Annotated in this window: 25 protein-coding genes and 1 pseudogene; 4 read left to right on the top strand and 22 right to left on the bottom strand. The window is 35.8% G+C overall.

The window, feature by feature from the left end; all coding sequences use genetic code 11:
- Positions 1-584: 584 nt before the first annotated feature.
- Together IGK81_RS04915 and IGK81_RS04910 are read right to left on the bottom strand one after the other, a co-directional pair.
- Positions 585-1016: a hypothetical protein gene (locus tag IGK81_RS04915; RefSeq protein WP_010737376.1), complete on the bottom strand. Its 432-nt coding sequence runs from the start codon at positions 1014-1016 to the stop codon at positions 585-587.
- The gene (locus tag IGK81_RS04910) at positions 1013-1459 is read right to left on the bottom strand and encodes a LytTR family DNA-binding domain-containing protein (protein WP_034700296.1); all 447 of its coding nucleotides are present in this window, start codon (positions 1457-1459) and stop codon (positions 1013-1015) included. The genes IGK81_RS04915 and IGK81_RS04910 overlap by 4 nt, the downstream gene beginning before the upstream one ends.
- A 343-nt stretch (positions 1460-1802) precedes the next feature.
- On the opposite strand from IGK81_RS04910, the gene IGK81_RS04905 reads away from it, so the two are divergent.
- Complete coding sequence (locus IGK81_RS04905; protein WP_010737374.1) at positions 1803-2201, top strand: VOC family protein; 399 nt, start codon at positions 1803-1805, stop codon at positions 2199-2201.
- A gap of 91 nt (positions 2202-2292) precedes the next feature.
- Here IGK81_RS04905 and IGK81_RS04900 read toward each other — a convergent pair whose 3' ends face one another.
- From IGK81_RS04900 to IGK81_RS04850, 11 genes are all read right to left on the bottom strand, one after another.
- Complete coding sequence (locus IGK81_RS04900) at positions 2293-3306, bottom strand: lipoate--protein ligase (protein ID WP_034700294.1); 1014 nt, start codon at positions 3304-3306, stop codon at positions 2293-2295.
- 224 nt (positions 3307-3530) lie between these two features.
- Positions 3531-4082: a signal peptidase I gene (gene lepB, locus IGK81_RS04895; protein WP_034700293.1), complete on the bottom strand. Its 552-nt coding sequence runs from the start codon at positions 4080-4082 to the stop codon at positions 3531-3533.
- 121 nt (positions 4083-4203) lie between these two features.
- Entirely contained in the window at positions 4204-4425 is a 222-nt protein-coding gene (locus tag IGK81_RS04890) for a YozE family protein (RefSeq protein ID WP_010719473.1), read from the bottom strand.
- Positions 4422-4940 (bottom strand): peptide-methionine (S)-S-oxide reductase MsrA, encoded by a 519-nt coding sequence (gene msrA / locus IGK81_RS04885; protein WP_010737371.1) that lies wholly within the window; start codon positions 4938-4940, stop codon positions 4422-4424. Before msrA ends, IGK81_RS04890 begins: the two co-directional genes overlap by 4 nt.
- A gap of 29 nt (positions 4941-4969) precedes the next feature.
- Entirely contained in the window at positions 4970-5671 is a 702-nt protein-coding gene (locus IGK81_RS04880; protein WP_010737370.1) for a YpmS family protein, read from the bottom strand.
- A complete protein-coding gene (locus IGK81_RS04875; RefSeq protein WP_034700292.1) occupies positions 5671-6564 on the bottom strand; it encodes an SGNH/GDSL hydrolase family protein in 894 nt (297 codons plus the stop codon). Before IGK81_RS04875 ends, IGK81_RS04880 begins: the two co-directional genes overlap by 1 nt.
- A gap of 145 nt (positions 6565-6709) precedes the next feature.
- On the bottom strand, positions 6710-7552 hold the full coding sequence (locus IGK81_RS04870; protein WP_010719545.1) for a DegV family protein: 843 nt from the start codon (positions 7550-7552) through the stop codon (positions 6710-6712).
- Positions 7553-7783: 231 nt separating this feature from the next.
- Entirely contained in the window at positions 7784-8278 is a 495-nt protein-coding gene (locus tag IGK81_RS04865) for a dihydrofolate reductase (RefSeq protein WP_010719546.1), read from the bottom strand.
- A 19-nt stretch (positions 8279-8297) separates the two neighbouring features.
- The gene (locus IGK81_RS04860; protein WP_034700291.1) at positions 8298-9245 is read right to left on the bottom strand and encodes a thymidylate synthase; all 948 of its coding nucleotides are present in this window, start codon (positions 9243-9245) and stop codon (positions 8298-8300) included.
- A 10-nt stretch (positions 9246-9255) separates the two neighbouring features.
- Positions 9256-11151, bottom strand: coding sequence for an ABC-F family ATP-binding cassette domain-containing protein (locus IGK81_RS04855; RefSeq protein ID WP_034700289.1), 1896 nt, complete (start codon positions 11149-11151; stop codon positions 9256-9258).
- Between the two features lie 316 nt (positions 11152-11467).
- Positions 11468-12235, bottom strand: a complete 768-nt coding sequence (locus tag IGK81_RS04850) for a cyclase family protein (RefSeq protein ID WP_010737366.1) — start codon at positions 12233-12235, stop codon at positions 11468-11470.
- A gap of 432 nt (positions 12236-12667) precedes the next feature.
- On the opposite strand from IGK81_RS04850, the gene IGK81_RS04845 reads away from it, so the two are divergent.
- A complete protein-coding gene (locus tag IGK81_RS04845) occupies positions 12668-12997 on the top strand; it encodes a DMT family transporter (RefSeq protein WP_010737365.1) in 330 nt (109 codons plus the stop codon).
- 3 nt (positions 12998-13000) lie between these two features.
- A complete protein-coding gene (locus IGK81_RS04840; protein ID WP_034700287.1) occupies positions 13001-13315 on the top strand; it encodes a DMT family transporter in 315 nt (104 codons plus the stop codon).
- 82 nt (positions 13316-13397) lie between these two features.
- Here the strand turns inward: IGK81_RS04840 and IGK81_RS04835 are convergent.
- From IGK81_RS04835 to IGK81_RS04810, 6 genes and pseudogenes are all read right to left on the bottom strand, one after another.
- Positions 13398-13672 (bottom strand): annotated as a pseudogene (locus tag IGK81_RS04835) (DNA topoisomerase); the annotation flags it as partial.
- An 84-nt stretch (positions 13673-13756) separates the two neighbouring features.
- Positions 13757-15841: a cation:proton antiporter gene (locus tag IGK81_RS04830; RefSeq protein ID WP_034700285.1), complete on the bottom strand. Its 2085-nt coding sequence runs from the start codon at positions 15839-15841 to the stop codon at positions 13757-13759.
- Positions 15842-15853: 12 nt separating this feature from the next.
- On the bottom strand, positions 15854-16129 hold the full coding sequence (locus IGK81_RS04825) for a hypothetical protein (protein ID WP_010719553.1): 276 nt from the start codon (positions 16127-16129) through the stop codon (positions 15854-15856).
- 231 nt (positions 16130-16360) lie between these two features.
- Positions 16361-16816 carry a hypothetical protein gene (locus IGK81_RS04820; protein WP_010751262.1) on the bottom strand — a complete coding sequence of 152 codons (456 nt, stop codon included), beginning with the start codon at positions 16814-16816 and terminating at the stop codon, positions 16361-16363.
- 265 nt (positions 16817-17081) lie between these two features.
- Entirely contained in the window at positions 17082-18290 is a 1209-nt protein-coding gene (locus IGK81_RS04815; RefSeq protein ID WP_034700283.1) for a CCA tRNA nucleotidyltransferase, read from the bottom strand.
- A 26-nt stretch (positions 18291-18316) separates the two neighbouring features.
- A complete protein-coding gene (locus IGK81_RS04810) occupies positions 18317-18670 on the bottom strand; it encodes a nucleotide pyrophosphohydrolase (RefSeq protein WP_010719556.1) in 354 nt (117 codons plus the stop codon).
- Positions 18671-18829: 159 nt separating this feature from the next.
- On the opposite strand from IGK81_RS04810, the gene IGK81_RS04805 reads away from it, so the two are divergent.
- Complete coding sequence (locus IGK81_RS04805; protein WP_034700281.1) at positions 18830-19705, top strand: YitT family protein; 876 nt, start codon at positions 18830-18832, stop codon at positions 19703-19705.
- 176 nt (positions 19706-19881) lie between these two features.
- On the opposite strand, the gene IGK81_RS04800 is transcribed toward IGK81_RS04805, so the two are convergent.
- From IGK81_RS04800 to IGK81_RS04790, 3 genes are read right to left on the bottom strand one after another with little or no spacing between them, the layout of a single operon-like run.
- Positions 19882-20463 carry a ReoY family proteolytic degradation factor gene (locus IGK81_RS04800; RefSeq protein WP_010719559.1) on the bottom strand — a complete coding sequence of 194 codons (582 nt, stop codon included), beginning with the start codon at positions 20461-20463 and terminating at the stop codon, positions 19882-19884.
- Between the two features lie 5 nt (positions 20464-20468).
- Positions 20469-21728, bottom strand: coding sequence for a tetratricopeptide repeat protein (locus IGK81_RS04795; RefSeq protein WP_034700280.1), 1260 nt, complete (start codon positions 21726-21728; stop codon positions 20469-20471).
- Positions 21729-22775: a hypothetical protein gene (locus IGK81_RS04790; protein ID WP_034700278.1), complete on the bottom strand. Its 1047-nt coding sequence runs from the start codon at positions 22773-22775 to the stop codon at positions 21729-21731. It abuts the gene before it with no gap.
- Positions 22776-22956: the final 181 nt, after the last annotated feature.

Here is a 22956-nt window from a genome sequence, read left to right as displayed (position 1 = left end):
AGTCTACTACCATCAAGTAAGTTGATTAGGCTCATTTTCCTTATATTATTCAAAACAATTATTGGGTAGACTCTTTCAAAAGCAGCTCTGCAACTATCCATACTACCATGAACCTAAGATCAGCGATTATTTTTATGCATTTATCCTGACTTTACAATTTTTTAAAGTGGATACCGCTTTTTATTCATCAGTGGTTCGGCAGAATAATCCTTCTATCATGATACTAAATCTCAACGCCTTAGGGTATTTTTCTTTATCAAACATGTTTTGTACTTTTATTACTATTAATAAAAAGAAAATACATCATTATAAATAACAAAAAGGCGCCTGTTCCGTATTTTATCATATTTCCCTACTAATCGCACTCTCATTTTGGCATTTTCCGTTCTCTGAGTTCTTGATTCCTCCATGCAACAAATTGGTGAGATAACACATCCTCTAAGACCTCTTCGTTATCCATTACTCAATATAATTTGAGATATTTTTTCACTTTATTATCGATTCTGAGTTTTGGAATCATCAACTATCGATTATCCTTTTTCAGTTAAAAATGAGTGGAAAACTTCCAACTTGCTTTCTAAGGTTTAATCGATTGAGTTATTTATTTTTTTATTTAACGCTCTTGCTTGCTTTTTGCTCTCATTTTTTGCGTATAGATAAAAAGCAATGGTGTGTAAGATCAAATTTAAAATAAGATAAATTGCCAAAAGATTAATTGGTGAAATTGCCAAAGGCAGTTTGAATGAAAGCAAATTGAAAATCGCTAAACCCGCAACTGTATTTCCAACAGTCGCAATCAAAATATTACTGACTGGTTTCAGCGTAAGATGATTCCAAAGCACATCATACATCACACCAAAGACTAATGCACAAACTAGACTAACACCCATTACGTGCCAAAGAAAATAAACATGGATCATCTGTCCTTTCGCAAAGAAGCTTGTTATTATAAATATCAACCAGATGCTGCTTAACGAGAACGTTTGAAAAAAATTATGTTTTATCTGTTTACTCATACCCACATCTCCTTAAATTTTTTTACATAGTGACGATTCACAATAAATTTAGAACCATTTTTCATTTCAATTTCAACCCGTGCATTATCCGTAGAACGAAAAGCTTTAATAAAAGATCGATTAACCAGCGTACTAATGTTGATCCGCACAAATCCGTAACTTGTAAATTGCTTCTCAACTATTTTTAACCGTACAGCTAATAGATACCTCTCATTTGATGTAAAAACGACATGACACATCTGTTCTTTTGACTCGATTGAGGAGACATCACTTAATAGCCTGGAAACTTTCTTATTTGTTTTTGCATCAATTACTACGATTGTTTGCTCCGTAGTCAGAATAGCTTCTTTTATTCTCCCCCACGTTTTTTCGCAAGAAGAATGGGTAGTTACCTTCACTGTATCCTGTGCAATGTGATTATCAATTCCAAATTTTATTCTCAAATTCTCTCCTCCTTGCTTTGATACTCTCAGTTTAAGCCGTACGCATACCATATTCAATTCCTTTCCATGAGGTTGCACTTTTTCGCAAGAAGATTGCAAGAAATAGTACACATTTCAATACTTCCTCCCTATTCAGGTGTACCCTGCTTCTTCAAATGAAGAATGTTCCTGTCTTTAATGATGAACGACATTCGATTGGGTTTAATCGTTTTTTCTAGTATTCTGCCGATAAATATATTCAATGAACGTTTATAAAACTGTAAAGAAGAATTCTTTCAGCACGCATCTTTTGACAACGTTTATATTTTAATAGATGATAGGATAAAAGAAAGGAGAGGTACAAATGAACAGTATGGTTTTTGTTAATTTCCCCGTTGAAGATGTAGACAAGTCTGTTGCTTTTTATGAAAAATTGGGCTTTAAGAAAAATGAAGAATTTTCAACTGACGAAGCAAGCGCTGTGGTTTGGGACGACACATTTTGGATCATGTTACTCTCTCACGGTTTTTACAAAAAATTCTTAAAAGACAAAGAAATCGCAGATAATAAAAAAACAAGTGGCGCCTTGATTTCTTTTAGTGTAGCAAATGCGGATGAAGTTAAAAAGTTTGCGAATACGGCGAAAGAAAATGGCGGAAGCTATCATGAAGTCGATATGGGCATGTCTGAAGAAGAAATGTTTTCACTTGAAGTCCAAGATTTAGATGGAAATACATTAGAGCCTGTCTGGATGAAAATGTAAATTTTTTAAAGCCCTCCATTAGAAAAACAGATGGAAGGCTTTTTTAGATAAATTATCTTGGTCTCCTATGCACTTATTTTGGCTTGTTTGACTAAAATAGTAGTGCTAGTAGATCTTCGTTATTAAAATGAAAGATATAATCTGAAACAGTCATATCATTTAATGCGTTTTTTATTTCTTCATAAATAAATTTTTGACCAAGTAATTGTTGTTCAAGAATACTTACATCTTTTTGCCCAAAAAAATCACCATAAAAACGAATCTCATTAATTCTCCCATGCAGTGTCGACAAACGGACGTCCACAATTCCAACTTTGGGGAGCCTGATTCTGCGTTTCACCGAAAACCTTGGTGTTTCACCATAGACCCAATCATCATTAGCATAACGATTCTGGACGATTTGTTCAATGTTTTGTTCATCTTTCTTCGTCAAATCTATCCTTTTATCTTCAATTTCTTGCAGATCATCGACCTGATAGACTTCACAAATCAGTGCATCTCTAAAGTCAGCGGTTTTTTCAAATTGATATTTTTCTTTTAAAAATGGTTTCAGATTCGTCACACTTTTTTTTACTGATTTCGTTGCTTTAGACTCAATTTTCTCTTTGGAAACCGTCAAAATTTTATCAAGAACGGACAAATCAACATCATACATTAATGTACCATGTGAGTATAACCGATTTTTTTTCGTATACATGGCATTACCAGAAAATTTCATTCCTTCGATATACATATCATTACGTCCACCAACTTCTGCTTTGGTTGCGCCCATTTTTCTTAATGCTGTGATAATAGGCGAGGTAATGGATTCATATTCACCAAATTTCATTGCATTTTTGCTGGTCACAAAGCTAAAGCTTAGATTTCCTAAGTCATCATATACAGCTCCTCCACCTGAGGTTCGCCGAGTGAGTGTCACGTTTTTTTCCCTTAAATACTTGAGATCGATTTCTTCATAACTATTTTGGTTTCGTCCAATAATCACACAAGGTTTTTGAATATATAGTAAAAACAAAGGTTCATCACTGTCAAAACTGTTCATAAGATATTCCTCTGTTGCTAGATTTCTCCGAATATCTAAACTTTCCATGATATGATAGCGCACTTTTATCCCTTCTTACTTTTTCTCCTATCATCTCTTTTAGAACATAAAATGGCAAGAAATTAGTTCATTTTATATCTTAATTGTACTCTTTTAATCAAGTAAAAAAGCGACCTCCAAAAGTTAGACCAGAAAATCTAACTTTTGGAGGTCGCTTCCCTCTTCACTCTAAAACAAATTAGCGGTGGCATTAGCGCCTTGAAATCATCCTGAATGATCTCTTTTCTTTACCCAATCCATTTTATCTCGTTCAAAGGATAGTAAACAAAGCGAGCCTTACCCAATATTTCGCTTCCTGTAATCATACCAAAGGAGCGACTGTCTTTCGAAACACGTCGATTGTCCCCTAAAACAAAGTAACTGTCGGCTGGCAGCTTTGTCTTATTCGTTAATTCTTCCAGAGTAAAGTCCGTTGTATAAGGACTACTTTCATGATCTGACTTTCTATTTTTCGTTAGAAAAGGTTCTTCGACCACTTTTCCATTCACTTTCAGCTGATCATTCTCATAGCTAATTGTCTCTCCTGGCAACCCGATCACTCGTTTGATATAAATCGTTCCATCAGCCAATTGAAAAACAACTACGTCAAACCGTCTGATTTCAGAAAATTTTTCCATTACAACCATGTCACCTTGTTTCAAGACGTTTTCCATCGAATTACCTTCCACTGGCACTGGAATAAGAAGAAATCCTCTTAAAATAAAAGCGATCAAGATGGAGCAAAGTACATATTTGATTATAAGCCAAAAACGGTCGATATAGCGTTGTTTTTTTGTCAATATCCATCATTCCACTCTCAAGGTTATCGTTCTTTCTCTATTATAGAAAAAAAAAACAAAAAATGCGACTAGATGTTTCCTTTTTGATCTTTTCTAAAAAATGAAGAAAACAAACGCAGAATCAATGGCTGTTTTCTAAATATTTTTCCCACACCTCATCAAATATATCCATAGATGACAAATAATCCACATTCAATTCTAGATAATCGGAAATTTCTTCATAACTCGTACTATGTTTAGGAAACTGGATATCTTTTCCTGCTTCTGTGGCGAAAACAGACTGTTGATCTGCTTGTTTACCGCCACGAAGAGTCATTAAATAATGATAGAAGCTTTGATTCACATTCTTTCCTCCCAGTTTTCTTTGACGAAAGCCGCTCTTCTTGCATGGTTTCGCTCAAAATTTTCAGGATTTTTTTTATAATAATCTTGATGCTCTGGCTCAGCCAAATAAAATGGTTGTGCTTTTTCAATCGTGGTCACGATCGGTTTTGTAAACCGACCACTAGCCGCTAATCGATTTTTACTTTCTTCCGCGATTCTCTTCTGTTCATTTGTCGTAAAGTAAATAACCGGCCGATAATTCTCGCCACGATCTTCAAATTGTCCAAATGCATCCGTTGGATCGGTTTGCTGCCAATAAATTTCCACTAATTCTTGATATGATATTTTCTCTGGATCGTAGATGATCTCTACCGCTTCTGTATGACCAGTCGTTTTAGATTTGACTTGTTCATAGGTTGGAGATGGCACATGTCCACCTGTATAGCCAGACATGATCGTATGAATCCCTGGTAGCGTATCAAAGGGCTGAATCATACACCAAAAGCATCCTCCAGCAAAAATTGCTCTTTCCATCCTTCTCTCTCCCATCAATGACCCACTGTTTACTTCGTTACACTCGTGTCGGTGGTATCAGTATTCTTTGTCGTTTTATTGCTCGTTGTCTTTTCACCAGTTTCTTTAGGTAGATATAGACTAAAACGAATGTCATCATTCACTAAATCAATTTTATCTGCTTTGATGTACATACCATTTTGCATACGGAAGCGATCTAAACGTAGCATGATCGTCAAATCATCCGTATTGATTTCAATCCAATCAGGCAACTTATAATTTCGCTTGATCATATTCATGATATCTTTGATCGGTAGACTCAATGTGCCGATCGAAAGACTTTTCGCTTTTAATTGGACATTTCCATTTTCCATCACATATGGATCAAAGTACAGATAAAAGTTGATTGGAAATCCTAATACTTCAAACGTACCATTCAACATCGCTTCATTTTCAAGATAAAATTTATATTGAATACCTTGGTCTTTTTGATAATCTGTCAAGAAAAAACTGATCATTTGATTGACCTTTTCTTTATTGGTGTTGATGGTCAAGACTGGATCTCCTTGTCTTTGGGTGATCGCTGGCACCTTAGCAAAATCCGGTTCTCGATTCGCAAAAATCCGAGTACCTAAAAAGATGCTTGATCCAAGAACAACCCCTAAAAGAATCAAAAAAGCCCATTTCCAATAATTTTTCTTTTGAATTTCAGTATTCGTTTGTGTCGAAACCTTTTTTGAGCGTTTTTCCATTATTTCTGATCCTCCCTTGGCAACCATTGGTCTTGCGTTTCAATTAATTCATCTCGTACAGCATTTGCCATCAATTGATAGCCTAAGTTATTAGGATGAAAATGATCTTCTTCATACAATACATTATTTTTGCTATTTGACGTACTTTCGCTAGTACTTGACTGATTCGTTCCTTCTTCAGTTACGCCAACTTTTTGATTTAACCCTTGATATAGCAAATCATTGATTGGGATAAAATAGCAGTTGTCCGCATTTTTGACAACAGACTCAGTTCCAGCATTCCAGTTGTTCACAATCGTCTGCATGTCTTTAATCTCAGGGAAATTCAAATAGAATGGATTATAAATACCTAAGATGTAAACCGGTGCGTGATCATTTAACTTCCTAATTTCTTCAATCAGTTGTTCAACATTTTTCTGATACTTTTGTAATGGTCGCTTAAATGATTGGATACTGATCCCAAATAGATCGTTTTGAATCACTTTCATTAAGTCATTTCCGCCCACTGTCAAAGTGATAAAGTCAGCTGATTTAATGTTTGTTTGAATCTCTGAATTTTTCTTGAGCCGTTTTAAAATTTGATCGCTCCGTTCACCGTTTACCCCATAGTTTTCAATTTCAACAGCAGTCAGATCATAGCGATCTTTTAAATCGTTGGCTACTAATGGAACAAAACCACCTTGTTTCGTTTGATCTCCTATTCCTTCAGTTAACGAATCGCCGATAGCTACATAATGGATTTTTTCTTTTTGATCCGTCTTTTGACTAACTGTCGCTGCTGGTTTTAATAGCGGTTTAGCTTTTGGAATCGATAAAGATAGTCCTAAATATACAAATATAGCGATAAGTAATGGGAACAAAACGAGCAATAGTTGTCGTTTTGTTAATTTCATATCATTCACCTCATATTATTCGATTGTTTCTTATGTTATCAAAAATTAAAATAAAAAGGTAGTGTTTCTGAAAAAAATAAGAATTATTATAAAGAAAAAAAGGATAAAATCAATGGCTAACTGACCAATGATTTATCCTCTTGATTTAGTCAACGTAATACATGATTGCAAAGGCATTTTTCCCCGTATGTGTTGCAATAACTGGATTCGTGTGTAGAACAGGAATCGTCATATCAGGAAATAATTCTTGTAGTCCTTCTTTAAATTCTTGAGCAAGCTCTTGAGCATCTGCATGAGAGATCCCAATTTGACGAACATTTGGTAGTTCTTTTAATTCTTTCTTCAAATTATTGAACCATTTGTCAAAGGTTTTCTTTCCTCGACCCTTAGCAACTGGGATCAACTCTCCATGAGTGAAATTCATCACAGCACGTATGTTCAATACACTTGACAATAAACCAGTTGCTCGGCTAATGCGCCCACCTTTGACTAAGTTATCTAATGTAGAGATCCCAATATATAATTTTGTATTTTCTTGTACTTTTTTTATTTCTTCAAGAATCTCATCAGCACTTTTTCCTGCTTGTGCAAGTTCAGCAGCGCGGATCACTTGGAAGGACAGCCCCTGATCGGTTGTATCACTATCGATGACAGTCACTTTCGTTTTAGTCAGATTGCTTGCCTGACGGGCCGCTTCAACCGTTCCACTCAATCCTTTAGTCATATGGATCGAGATAACTTCACTGCCATCTTCGCCAAGTTGATCATAGGTTGAAATAAATTCACCGATTGGCGGTTGACTCGTTTTTGGTAATGATTTAGCTTGAGCCATCATATCCATGAATTTTTCTCCACCTAATTGATCGTCATCAGGATAGACCACGCCATCGATCATGATAGCTAGCGGCATCACCTGGATATTTAAGTTATCTCGCACACTTTTTTCCATTGTACAAGAAGAATCTGTTACGATTTTTACATTTGTCATACTATCTCACTCTTCCTTTAACAAGATGCCTTTTGGTTTACAACAAGTACTAATAAAGGCAATTTCTTTTTTAAGTATAACAGACAACAGACGTTTTTTCATTAAATACCTCTACGAACGATTCCGTTTTCATCCAAAGATGTGGTATTGATCATTTCAACTTTATTAAAAAAGATATTTCCCAAAATGTGCTAAACAAGCTTTCAGGAAATACCTTTTTTCATTGGTTATTTATTTTCTTTTTCGTTGATATGTTTCAAATTGATGGGCATAAGGATTTTTTTCGTCCATCTCCCCTTGGCTGATATTGATTAATGACCATTGATCCCAATCAACTTCTGGAAAATAAGTATCCCCTGTAAAAGAATGATGGATGACTGTGCGATACAGCACCGAACAAAAAGGAAGAAATTCTTTATAAATAGCTGATCCTCCCGCAACGAACAAAATACCATCGTTTTCCTTTGCGTAATCCAATACTTCTTCAATCTCGTGCATAACCATGACATTGTCAGCTTGGTAATCACGATCTCTTGTCATCACGATTGTTTGACGGTTAGGTAACGGACGACTTCCCATACCTTCAAATGTTTTTCTTCCCATAACTAAAGTATTCGCTTCAGTCATTTGTTTAAAAAACTTCAGATCATTGGGTAATCGCCAAGGCAGTTGGTCTTCTTTACCGATCAACCCATTTTCATCTTGTGCCCAGATAGCAGCTAACATTTCATCATCCTTTCTGTGTTCATACTGCGATTGGCGCTTTGATTGCTGGATGAGGTTCATAGCCTTCAACCTTGATATCATCCATTTCAAAGTCAAACACAGATTTTTTTTCTGTATTTAAAACTAATTTAGGAAACGCACGCATTTCTCTTGAAAGTTGTTCTTTCATTTGTTCCACATGATTTGAATAGAGATGAGCATCACCTAAAGTATGGATAAATTCACCAACTTCTAATCCAGTTTCATGCGCAATCAGATGGGTTAACAAAGCATAACTGGCAATATTGAAAGGCACACCTAGAAATACATCACCACTCCGTTGATACAATTGACAACTTAAACGACCATCATGAACATAAAATTGAAACATCGTGTGGCAAGGCGGTAACGCCATACTAGGAACATCTTCTGGATTCCAAGCAGACACGATCAAACGTCTTGAATCAGGTGTTTTTTTGATTGCTTCGACCACTTCCTTGATTTGATCGATAAACCCACCATCTTTCGTTTCCCAATGGCGCCACTGGTACCCATAGATGTGACCTAAATCGCCATATTTTTCAGCAAATGCATCATCAGTTAAAATTCTTTCACAAAATAGCTGACTTTGTTCTTGATATTGTTTATTAAACTCAGGATCAGAGATGCTTCGATGGCCAAAATCAGTCATATCTGGCCCATGGTATTCATCACTTTTGATATATCGTTCAAACGCCCATTCATCCCAGATATGATTGTTATTTTGTAAAAGATAACGGATATTCGTATCCCCTTTTAAAAACCATAACAATTCACTCTTAATCAACCCAAAAGGAACCCGTTTCGTTGTTAATAATGGAAATCCTTTTTGTAGGTCGAACCGCATTTGATAGCCAAAAATGCTGCGTGTACCGGTGCCTGTTCGGTCGCCTTTTTCATGTCCTTCTTCTAGTAGTTTCCTGCCTAAATCAAGATATGCTTGCTCCATTTTTTTCCTCCTAGTCTTCTACCCATTCGCTTAAGTATTCCCAACGAGCCATTTTCTCATCTAATTTGCTTTCTGCTTGTGAAACGTTTGCTTGTAATTCTTGTAAACGAGTAAAGTTATCTCCTTGATGATTCATTTCTTCTTGCAGCTCTGAAATCTGTTCTTCTAATTCAGCAATTTCATCTTCGATCGTTTCCCATTCTTTTTGCTCTAAATAAGAAAGTTTCTTTTTTGTTACCTTTTTATCGTCAGCAGCCGGCTTCGTTGGTTCATTCATTTTTTCTTTACCTAAAGGCGCTACATCTTTTTGTGTCAATAAATAACTCGACATATCCCCATAATATAATTCTTGCTTAGCATTTCCTTGAAAAACTAATAATTTTTCTGCTACTTTGTCTAAGAAATAACGGTCATGTGATACAGTAATCACGGCACCTGGGAAACTCTTAAAATAATCTTCTAAAATGGTCAGTGTGGCGATATCTAAATCATTCGTTGGTTCATCCAAGAGTAAAACATTAGGTTGTTGGATCAGCAATTTCAATAGATATAGTCGACGTTTTTCGCCACCAGATAATTTTTTGATCAATGTGCCATGCATAAATCGAGGAAATAAAAATCTTTCCAATAATTCAGCCACACCAATTTGCATACCTTCTGCCGTTTGAGCTTCTTCAGCTGCTTCTTGCAAATAAGCAATCATGCGTTTTTCGGGATTCATCTCTTCATTTTCTTGTGTATAGTAGGCGATACGAACAGTCTCACCAACCGTAAACGTACCATTATCTAAAGGAATACGTCCCGCTAAAATGTTCAGTAAGGTTGATTTACCGGCACCATTTTTCCCAGTGATCCCTAAACGTTCTCGTGATTGAATCAACAAATCTAAATGGTTGATCAGCAATTTCCCTTCAATAGCATATGTTCCATCTTTGATCTCTAATACTTTTTTTCCTAAACGTTTCGTTGCGATATTCAATTCGAGGTCTGCTTCATGATTGACTTGATACAAGTTTTCTTTAAGATCCTCAAAACGATTGATGCGTGCTTGTTGCTTCGTTCCGCGTGCTTGAACTCCAGCTCTCATCCAGGCTAATTCTTGTTTGTACAGGCGCTTTCGTTTTTCTTCTTGTTCCACTTCCACACGATCTCTTTCAGCTTTTTCTAAAATATACGCTTCATAATTCCCTCGATACTCGTGTAGTTGTCCAAATGATAGTTCAAAAATGCGATTCGTCACTCGATCCAAGAAATAACGATCATGGGTGACCATTAATAACGATCCACGATACTGTTTTAAGTAATTTTCTAACCATTCAATCGCTTCATAATCCAAGTGGTTCGTGGGTTCATCTAATAATAATAAATCAGGCTCATCGATTAGGACTTGTGCTAAACTTACACGTTTTTTTTGTCCACCTGATAGTGCGCCAATCTTTTTATCTAATTCACTGATGCCTAATTTTTGTAAGATAATCTTAGCATTTGTATCTGTGGTCCAAGCATCTTCTTTGTTCATTTGTTCTTCTGCCTTGGCATAACGTCTCTGAACGCTCTCGTCCTCGCCATTCTCAGCTAATACAAGCAAAGCTTCCTCATATTCTCTCACGGTACGGATTAATGGACTATTTCCTTGAAAAACCGCTTGAAGTACAGTCAATTCATCAGAAAATTCGGTTGTCTGTGACAAATATCCAATTCGATAATCATTCGGATAAAAAACTGTTGGTCGATCTCCATCCCCACTGTCGATACCTGCTAAAATATTTAATAAACTTGTTTTTCCAGTTCCATTAGTTCCAATCAAACCGATTCGGTCTTTTTCGTGGATCAAAAAAGAAATCTGGTTAAATAGTTCTTTTTCACCATACGTTTTATTGAGGTCAGTTACTTTTAATTCTTTCAATCCATTCCCTCCTCATCTTGGTTATTGTATCATAAAATAATTTAATTACGGATATTTTTCTATTGTCATCTTAGACAAAATAAAGGGAGAAAATAAGATAGTGTTGATTTTTTCATTAGAGTGGGATAATAGTTAAAAAAATCTGATTATTGCCTCATTTTTTTAAGGTACACAAAAAGCACACAACCTTGTATGATTAAAGTGCCTAAACAAAAATCAAAGGAGTGTGCTTTTTTTGTATCTATAAAATAAAAAAATTTTATGTTTTGACTATCTATAACGTTCCTATTATAAAAAATAATTAGAAAGATGTTAATTATTCGATTATAGCTACTGCTCTAACCCAACCAGCACTAGCATTTTTAATTTTTATCGGATAACAACTGATTTTAAACCCAGTGGAAGGTAATTGATCAAGACTGGTTAATTTTTCAAGCTGACAATAAGATTTCTCGATTCCTGCAAAATGCCCTTCCCAAATAAGTGAAGGGTCTCCGGTCTTATCAAATTCTTTTGCAATGAATGGTAAAGGTCTGTCCCATGACCAAGCATCGGTACCTACCACTTTTATTCCTTGTTCGAGTAGCCATAAAGTTGCTTCTCTTCCTACACCGCACCCACTGATTAAGTAATTTGATGTTCCCCAATATTGATCCGCTCCAGTCCGAATTAAAACAATGTCCTTTTCTTTTAATCGATAGTCCATCGCATCTAAAGCTTCTTTAAAATCCTCGATTTCTAATCGATATCCGTCTGGTTTGTTTGAAAAATCAAATACAACACCATTACCGTAACACCAATCAAGAGGAATTTGCTCAATTGTCCAAGCTGGCTTACCTTTATCCATTGTTGGATGGTAGTGATAAGGAGCATCTAAATGAGTACCTGAATGCGTAGTCAAGTGAATTTTTTCGATCGCCCATGCTAAACCAGCAGGCAAGTGTTCTTTTTTTGCTGTTCCAAAGAAACGAAGCATATCGTTGACGCTTTGTTCATGATCAATGTATGAAATTTTAGGTATCATTTCCTCTGGATCACTGGGCAAATCATTTTCTATAGTGATACTTAAGTCAACTAATTTCAATGTCTAACAACTCCTTGAATGATTATCTAAGTTTTAATATTAACTAAAAAAATTTTTCTATTTTACTTTTTTTTGATGATTTTTGAATTTATTTTTTATAGTGATAGTCTGATGGACAATCAATGAATTATGTCATTAAATAAAGGATAAACGTTAAGAACGATGCTTCTATCAGTTTACAACGATTAGAAAGGTGAAGAAAATCTTGAAAAATAACTGTCATTTATCCTATTGATTTTATAATGTGGAAGTCCAACATAGTATACTTTACTTGATTTTTCGAGACTAGAAGAAATATCATCTTTACATTAATAGAAAAATATATTACAATTTTTTTCGAATATCGGAGGATCCTAAGGGATTGGATAAGATTACTCTTATCCAATCCCTTTTTTGTTTTCTGATATCTAATTTTTCTTAAGGAGGTACGAAATGGAGAAGAACTGGTTTTACGTTATCTTCGGAGGTTTTTTAGAAATTTTTTGGGTACTTTGTTTAAAAAAATCAGAGAATTTCCATCATTTTTTCTATTCCATTTTGACGATTTTGCTCGTTGTTATTAGCTTTTATTTATTTGCTAAAGGTATGGAAAGCTTACCTACTGGAGCAGCATATACAGTGTTTACTGGAATAGGTGCAGTTGGAACAATCATTTTTGGTATTTTATTTCTGAATGAAAGTGTATCTGTGCAAAAAATATTGTTTTCTGCATTATTAGTTATAGGAATTTTGGGTCTAAAAATCACAACAAAGGAGGAATAATCTGTGGATATACTTTATCTTATACTAGCAGGAATAGCAGAGATCATAATGGTCTTTTCTCTTAAAAATTCACACGGATTTAAAAAAATAAATTGGAGTATTATAACTATTATTTCTGCATCCTCTAGTTTACTACTTTTATCGCATTCAATGAATACATTAGAAGCTGGGGTTAGCTATAGTATTTGGGTAGCTTTTGGTTCCATTGGTTCAATGATTCTTGGAGTATTTTTATTTAAAGAAAAAATGAACTGGCTGCAATTTGCTTCCATGATTATTATTTTATTTTCTGTGATTGGCCTAAAACTAGTTAGCTAATTAAATTGAAGAATCTATTGTCATTTGTGAGACTGGGACAAAACTTATCTCAGTCTCTTCTACTATCACTAAAGCTGTTTGCTAATTGAAAGCTATTTTCTTTTAAATACGCTTCAAATGCTTCTTGTGTGGTTTGTGTGGTTTGAGTTTCATTCGGATCAAGCTTGACACAAAACTCTCCGTTTTAAGCGATTATCTGGGCTTTTCCTTCAAAGTAAGGTTTTTCTTGACGTTCCTGATCTTTTCTTGCAATTGGTAGATCATAGATGTTGTTGGGGTTTGGACTCTACCTAAGGACAAACTTACTGGTATGCCTTTTTGCTGCAAGAGTAAACTATACCATAGGTTATCATTCATACCATCAATGAATCAACGTGAAATAACAAAAAATCTGAGACAGAATGAGGTTCATTCTGACCCAGATTTGATCACGCTGAGCACTTACTCAACTTTTTTAGCCGGAAGCGAACGTTTTCTTGCCCGCAATGCGAATTTAAATGAAAAATCATCAACTGGCTTATTCATAGTATAGGATTCCAGTAAATTAATATTTTTCCGATAACTATTAGCAGAAAAAGTCGTGATCTTCTCAGCTTCTTCATACTCATCAACGATTTTGCGCTCTAAGTAATAGCCACGCAACATTTTTTTGGAATAAAGACTGTCTTGTTGGATCATCCAAGAGGAGATCAAATTTCCTGAAGCCATTTTGATGCCTTCCATTTTTCGTTGTTGGATGAAAAAGTTGACCATTGTTTCATCATAAACATCGGTTAGGTTTTCTAAACTCTCAATGATCAATTGTGTGTTTTTTTGATAGGTTTCCCGAATTTCTTGAATATCTTTTTCGGAAATCAGTGTCTTTCGATCTGATTTTTGTCGTTGCCAGAACATTTTGGGATGTAAGATGATCCGAATCAACCGTCGAACAAAAATAAACCAGAAGCCGACAAACGACAGTACCTGACTAGTAATAGAGTGTTCAAAATTAGCAAGAAATCGTGAATAAAAACGATAGCCATTTGAGGAAAGCTTACCAGAACGATAACTTTTATCTAATCCATCACGTTCGATGGATAAAATCAATGCTTGAATTTCTTGTACTTCTTGCTTTTCATCATCAGAAAGATCTTTTAAATAAAGATCACGGATACGCTCTTGATAGTTTTCGATCACTGCTTCAGTTGCTAAATATTCTTTTGAATCTTTATCTAACGTTTTGATTTCAGATTTCAATACTTCAATGACTTCTTCTAGGATCATTAAAGCATTCAAATCTGTTTTCACTACCTCTTCCGTTTCTGTCAACAGGGGTAAAACCACGATGCCTACGATCAGCGTTACCAAAATAACTCCTGCCGTCAAAAATAATAATAAAGAGCGCTGATAAAAAATCATTTGGTTAATCGTAAAAGGTAAGATGAAAATCGTTGCTAAACTAACCGTTCCTTTCACACCACCAAAAGTTAAAATCAAAATCTCATTCAATTGTTCCTTGAATTCTTTTCCTTTATATTTAAATAAATAAAAAAGACTGATCGAAACAAAGCGAATCATAAATAAGATCATTGAGATCAACAAAATCGTGATTAACAGCAACCAGTTTGAATAAAGCCCATCTCCCCAAACTGGAGAAAATACTTGGGTTAATTCGATTCCTAAAAAGATAAAAACTAACGCATTCAGCGTAAATGTGATTGTTGTCCATGTACTATCGGACAAACTTGATAACTCCGCATCAAACACCGAGATTTTTCTAAATCCCGAAGCTTGCAATACCCCAGCTACTACTGCGGCAATAATCCCTGAAACATCAAATACTTCTGCTAAAACATACGCTAAAAATGGTAATAGCAATTCAATTAACAAGTAACCTGTCACATCTCTGGCAGAAGCCTTCTCAATCAGATTAATTACTTTTCGTTTGACCCAGACAAGTAAAAAGCCAACGACGGCTCCTCCTATACTAGAAAACACAAGTGTAAATCCTGCGTTGACTGCAGAAAAAGAGCCCGTGATCAATGCAGCTAATGCAAATTGAAAGGCGGTAACACCTGAAGCATCATTCAATAATCCTTCGCCTTCTAAAATATGCATCGCTTTATTTGGGATATTCACCCGTCCAGAGAGCGAGCTGACAGCGACAGCATCGGTTGGTCCAAGAGCCGCTCCAAAAGCAAAACAAGCAGCTAATGGCACGCTGGGTAATAAAAACGACAACGTGAAACCAACCCCGACTAATGTCAGGATTACCCCTCCAAAAGCCAGAAATAAAATCGTATCAAAGTTTTTCAGGATCGAGGATACATCGGCTTTTTCTCCTTCACGAAAAAGCAACGGCGCAATGATCATCACTAGAAAGAGTTCTGGTTCAAAGTTGATCGATTGGCCCCATTCTGTTACGCCTAAGATGATACCAAGAAATATTTGGATCAGTGGAGCTGGGATCATAGGTAAAATGCGGCTAGCTATATTAGATAAGGTGATCGTTACAGCAAATACGATCACTAACTCAGCAAATTCCATGGTCCGTCCCCTTTATTTTTTATTTTGAGCGAGTACCTTTAGAAATTGTTCTTTTTTCTTCAATATTTTGTTTTCTACCACTTCTGCTTGTACATTGTTTCCTTCTAATTCACACTGTACTCGCTTTGATTCTAAACGTAGCAAATCATGTTTCAATCGCTCAAGCTGACGATACATGATGATATTTTTCTTCCGCAGCTTACAAAGGATTTGCCGACGATCTTCCATTGAAAACGCACCATAACGATCATGCAACAGTTTCTTTTGTTCTTCAAAGCTCTTCCTCATTTTTAAGATCTCCTAAATGCAAACTTGATCTTCATGAAACACTGAACGTTAAAAGGAAAAGGATTCCCCTTTATTAGACAAGTTCAGCTGGATTCAAAGAATAAGTTTGCTTGAATTTCAGAAACTCATTCTATTCCAAATGGAAGAAAATATCAAGTGCGGAAAACACACCAAAAAAGGAGCTGGGAAACCATTTCCGCTCCTTTCTCAGCTATCCATTAAACTTTGGTTTTATTCAAAAAACTCGCCATAGATATCTTCAACACGTTGATCCGGATTGATCACGATGTATAAATTACCTGTTTTTTCACTGATTTTAGTTGATTGGTATTGATTATCCAATCCTTCTGTTCCTTTATCAAGATAAGGGAAATAAACTAGGTCAGGTGTACCATTGCGATAAAGAATCTCCATCCGTTCAATATCTTCATATTTTAATGCACGGTTGAACATGCCCATCTCTAATCCACCTAAGTTGATGTCGTGAGTTGCTACGGAATCACCTTCGTGAAAAATTTCGATCTTAAATCCAGCACAAGGATGGATTTCCATAAATTCACTACCATTGATTCGTCCAAAACTCGTTGTTATTTGTTTGATCCACAAATCACCAATATGGCGACGATTGATCGTCCACGTTTCGCCGTTTCGGAAATAAAATTTTAGCGCTGTCATTTCTTTACTCATAAAAAAATCCCCTTTTGACGTCATTTATTCTGGTTCCCTTTTAGTTTAGCACACATCCCACGTGAAGGTCACATCTAAAGTTTTTTTTAAAGATGTGAAACTTTAGAAGCGTTCCACTATTGACAAAAAAATCCGGAAGCAACTCTCCAGCAATAAGCGAGGATTTTCTTAATAGGAGAAGTTTTTAAATTCCTCACTTATTACTCAGAGCTGATTGCTTCTTTCAGAATCTCTATTAAAGCGCGACTTCGACATTCATCGAAATCTATAAATGGTTATTTTGCTGGAGATAATCAAAAAGGGCACTTGCTTCATTTGCTACACTTCCCTCTACCACTGCTCTTTCTGCAGCTTGAAGTGCATCACTGACCCATTTCCCAGGTTTCTTGTCACTTACACTAAGAAGTTTCTTCCCATCAATTGCTAATTCTCGCATGGATGTGATCGGTAATTGATCATAGCGCTTTGCTACTTGATCTAGTTGAGGTGTTTCACCAAAATAAATCATAAGTTCCTCTGTCTTCAAAGCGTTCTCTTTCCCCAAACGATAGAGTACCAATGGTTCTAACATCTGTCTTTTGCGTTGAGTCAATCCATAAACGATCATTTGAACTTCTCGAATCATTTGGTTGGAACATTTCCATTCCTTTAAGAAAGGTCGGATCTCACTTTCTTGAAGCCCTAACTGATCGATCAGCAACGCCCACGCCTGACTTTCAGTTTGCAATGGTTCATCTGGTAAATCGGCAAAACGTAACAAGGCTTCACCATAGTCTCTTAAACCTGGACAATAAATATAACATTGCGTTTCAACGAATGTTTTCAACCCTGTAGAACGCTCTTTCCCTAATAACATTTTGATGAATTCCACATTAATCCGTTCGACAGAAATTTTTCCTAATAATGAATGGTTGGCCTGAATGGCCGCAGCCGTTTCTTGCTCGAGTGTAAACCCAATTTGACTAACAAATCGAATCCCACGCATCATACGCAAAGCATCTTCATGAAACCGTTCCTGTGGATCGCCTACTGCTCGAAGGATCTGGTTTTCTAAATCAGCTAACCCGTCAAATAAATCAATGATTTGACCATCTTCTTTTAATGCAAATGCATTGATCGTAAAATCACGTCTTTTTAGATCCTCTTCAAGTGAACGGACAAATTCGACATGATCTGGACGGCGATAATCTTGATAGGTCGATTCTGTCCGAAAGGTCGTGATTTCATATTGTTCCTCTTCAGCCAAGACCAAAACGGTGCCATGTTCAATGCCGATATCAATGGTTTTCGGAAAAAGTTGTTTGATTTCTTCTGGGAATGCACTTGTTGCGATATCTACATCATGGATGGGTTGATCCAACAAGATATCTCTGACGCTTCCCCCGACAAAATAAGCTTCAAAACCCGCTTGCTCCAATTTATTCAAGACAGGAATCGCTTTTTGGTATTCTCTTGGTAATTGTTTTAGTTTCATTGTTTTCCCTCTTCCAACTTGATGGCTTACGCTTTTTTATCATCCTTATTTGCTTCTTTTCTTTCAAAGCGATTGTGATCTCTGCGATTAAATTTTTCCATATTTTTTTCAAATACATCCGTTAAATCGATTTCCAGGGAATTTGCCATGATCATAGTGACAAATAAAACATCACCTAATTCTTCTGCTACAGAATTGTTGGGCTCCGTTTCTTTCTTCGCTTTTTCACCGTATGTATGATTGACTTCTCGAGCCAGCTCCCCGACTTCTTCTGTTAAGCGTGCCATTTGAGCTAATGGAGAAAAATAGCCTACTTTAAACTGTTGGATATAGTCATCTACTTCCTGTTGCATACTTCTTAAAGAACGTTCTTTTGTCATTTCTTCTCCACCTTTCCTATTTATCTTACCAAAAACTACGTCCAAATCCTAGGCAAGAGCGATTGAGAAAATAAAGATTACGTGCTACATTGAGTAATGTGATGTAAAAAGAATGAAATATTGCGAAAATATTAGTCGGTTTATCGAAGGAGTGGTTTGATGATCTCAATGAAAACAGTTAAAGAAGTCGTAATGATTATGGTTGGTACAAGTATTTATGCGTTTGGACTCGTTTATTTAAATATTGCGAATCATTTAGCAGAAGGTGGCGTTTCAGGGATCACTTTGATCTTACGCGCACTTTTTGGGATTGATCCTGCCTACTCTACGCTATTGATCAATATACCTTTGATTTTGATTGGTGGAAAAATTTTAGGAAAACGTTCACTCGCTTATACCGTCTTGGGAACAGTTTCGTTGTCTGCATTTTTATGGATTTGGCAACGTGTTCCTTTACAAATCAATCTTCAACATGACTTACTGATCGTCTCATTATTGGCTGGCTTAATTGCCGGAACTGGAAGTGGTCTGGTCTATCGGATGGGTGGAACTACCGGTGGAAGTGATATCATTGCTCGTATATTAGAAAAGAATTATGGGATCTCAATGGGTCGATCTTTACTGGTATTAGATGTTATCGTTTTGTTGGCTTCATTGACTTACATTGACTTGAAACGCATGATGTATACGTTAATTGTTTCTTATGTTTTCAGCCGTGTCATTGATTCAATCTTAGATGGCGGTTACTCAGCTAAAGGGATTTTAGTCGTCTCAAACAAAAATGAAGAAATTGCCCCACTGTTGATGACTGGATTAGAACGTGGCGTTACTTTTTTAAGTGGTGAAGGTGGGTTTTCTGGTCATTCTAAAAAAATTATCTATATGGTGGTTAGTTCGAGTGAATTGAATGAAGTGAAACGAATCGTCCATGAAATCGATGAAAAAGCCTTTCTATCGATTATCAATGTCCATGAGGTCGAAGGAGAAGGATTCACTTATCTTAAACCACAGACTAAGTTATTTAAGCGAATATAGCTCTCTCCTAGTTCTACTCGTTTTTCTGGAGTGAGTTTCATCTTTCTTTTTGGCATACAAAATCCCCCTATACAGGACTTTTATATTTCAGTGTCCTATATAGGGGGAGCATATCAACTTGCCTCAGTCTCTTTTAGTATCTTTAAAAACGAATAAACGGTTAGATAAAAGTATCCTTAGTTAGGATTCTTTCCTGCATGTTCGCCTTTTACTTGATTCTTGCTTAATATTTCACGATTAACTTCATCGGACAATTCCAGGAAAGCATCTTTATCCCCTTTTTCAAGCGCTTGATCAATCTGTAAGTAAAGCATTTTGAGATGGGCTGCTTGTTCTTTCTCTTTGAGATATTGCTCGACTAGTTCAAGATCTTCTTCACTAATAGAGTCGTTCCAAGATGCAAAGGGGTTCTCTTCTAAAACCATTAAATACTCTTTCGTCTGCCAAGCATTTTCAAAAAGGCATTCTACATATAGCGGTCTTTTCCAATTTAATCGAATTTCATGAAAAATTTGATCAGTATCGGTAAACTCTTTCCCCTCGAGAAATAATTTCATTGGTTCTCCATCGAAAGAAAGGTCACTGATTTGTAATCCCCGATTTGCTTGATTCGCTCCTTCAACAAAATGAACATTACTTAAGATTGCTTCATGATTAGCCAAGTAATTCAAAATCCAAAAAACCTCTCTGCGACTAAATGAAACATGATTGACCATCCAAGTTAAGAAATTCTTTTTTTCCTTTACATCTATTAGCATTTTACTCACCTCTCTGCTAGGTCGTCTAATACTGACAATGCCTCCAAATCTCCAGGTTCCAATTCTAAATAATGAGTAAGTAGATCTTTTGTTTTTGTCAATTGTCCTTCTTCTCGTAAGAATAAGGCGTATTCTTTTAGAAAATCAGGTTCATGCTCCAATTCGTGATACGCTTGTTCATAATGAACAGCTGCTAGCGTGAAGTTCTCTAATTCATTATAGGCATGGGCTAAATTCCATTCCGCATATGGATTTGCAGTTTCTTCCATTTGATCGATACTCTTGATTACATCTTCGTAACGTTCTTCATCTAAATACAAATTACTTAATGTTAATAATGTTTCGTCTTGTTTTTCACCTAATTCCAACGCATTTAATAATAGTTTTTCTGCTTTTTCTTTGTCATGTAGGCGATACGCATTTTCAGAAGCTAAGTGATAGAGTTCTACTTGATAAGGATTTTCTTTGATCCCATCTTCAAGAACTTTCTGCGCTTCTTCAATCAATTCTTCTTCTTGCAATGCTTGACCTAAATAAAGATAAAGAGATTGATATTGGGGATTTACTTCTCTCAATTCTTGTAAATAATTGATCGCTTTTTCATTTTCTTTTAGCTGCAGATTGGTGAAAGCTAACTGGAATAAGCGATCATCTGTCCGTTCTTCCTGCAATGCTTGTTCCAATGGTTCGATTGCTGCTTCAAACTCTCCTTGCATGCTTAGAGATTGTCCTAAACGTTCTTGCATAGAGATACCAGAAATCTCATCAATATTACTTGATAATAATAGTTGATAGATCGTTGCAGCTTCAGCAAAACGATCGACTGAAAAGTAAAGTTCGGCTAAAGCAAATTGGATCAATGGTTCATCAGGCAACAACGCAGCTGCTTCCTTTAATTTCGCTTCACTGACTTCAGGAATACCGATTACTTGATATAAATCAGCAATTGCTAATAAAGCTTGAGGATAGTAGTCACTTTCTTTTGAAATGTTTTCCAGATATTCAAATGCTTGATCGATTTCATTATCTTCAATCGCAATTTCCGCCAATGGAATGAACAACTCATCATTTTCGGGGTATTGTTTCACTAACTGTTCAAAAATTTGCTTTGCTTCTTCTAAAAAACCAATCGCTAAGAGTTCTTCCCCTAATTCCGCCAAAACATCGGCCGGATCTTCTTTCAAAGCTTGTGTCAGATATAACTGAGCTTGCGCCAAATCTTCCTCTGACAATGCTTGTAACATTTTTTCACTATTTGTATTCATTTAAATCCCTCTAATCTCACTAATAATCTCGTCATAAGATTTCATTGTTTGTATTAATTCTTGTTCCTTTGGCGATTGATATTTCTCTATTATACCAATTTTTTTCAAAACAAGAATTTTTTTGCTTTTTTCCGCTAGAAGTAAGACATTTTCTAAATAATCAATTTTTGATAATTGTTCTGGCCAATCGATAGGATAACCCAGATGTTTCAACCAGATAAAAAAATTTTTCAATTGAAAGGACATATCCGCTAGTCCTACATTCCAAGTAAGATGAAAAAGCATTCCTAATAGTTTTTTCATACTAGCTGATAACAAATGACCATTTTCTGTTAGGTAAAAAGCTTGTTCAAATAGTTTACCATAATTTGAGAGATTTTCCGCATCTACTTGGTAAAAAGTAATCATTTCTTCCAGCATCCCCGTAAAAGCCCGCTGAGATAACTGCCTTGGTTGCGGATAGTTTTTATAGAGATTTTGTAAAAAATGATAATCACAAACTAAACCACATGTTATCAAAGTCAAAAAATCTATTTGTTTCCCTTCTCCTTGTTTTTCACTGATTGTTTGATCGTAAACGATTCGTTCTGGAAGGTTGGTCGTTCGCAAGACGACTTGATTTGGCAATTGTAAAATATTTCGTTGAGGAGTTAATGCTCGGGCCATTGAACGAATCGATACCGGAATTAGCCATAATGTTGATGCAAGTGAGGTATGCTTCTGGAAAAAACCTGCTAAATCCATGATCCCCTCATTCCCAAACCCAATTATAAGTAAGGATTGGTTTTCAGGATATCGTTTTGCAAATGTCACAAGATTACTTAGTTCTGTTAAGTGATTACATTGAGTATTGGCACAGATATACCAATCAATCTCACTTGGGTTAGGAAACTGTTGGTTGATTTTCTCAACAAACAAATCGTAATACCGTTGGTTCGTCAAAAATAAAACAGGCTGATCAATCGTTATTGTTTTCAGTTGGCTGACCAACGTTTCCCCATAATAGATTTTTGTTTGTTCTTCTTGTCCTTGATAGTCGATTTCCATAAGCACCCCTCCTTTTCTTTATTTTACCATTAGTAAGTAAAATCGGAAAAGAATAGGGTAAATTCTTGGGAGAATATAGAAAAACTTCGTAATTCACCTACATTTAAGAGCACCTATTTAAAGAATTCTTGTGTAATAAATCGGGCATGGTATACTGTAATACGAAGTAAAAGATTATATA

The sequence above is a fragment of the Enterococcus sp. DIV0703 genome (genome assembly GCF_051711065.1).
In the GTDB taxonomy this organism is placed as follows: Bacteria; Bacillota; Bacilli; order Lactobacillales; family Enterococcaceae; genus Enterococcus_B; species Enterococcus_B hirae.
Note: the sequence above shows the minus strand (reverse complement) of the source record. Positions and strands in the feature narration are given on the sequence as shown.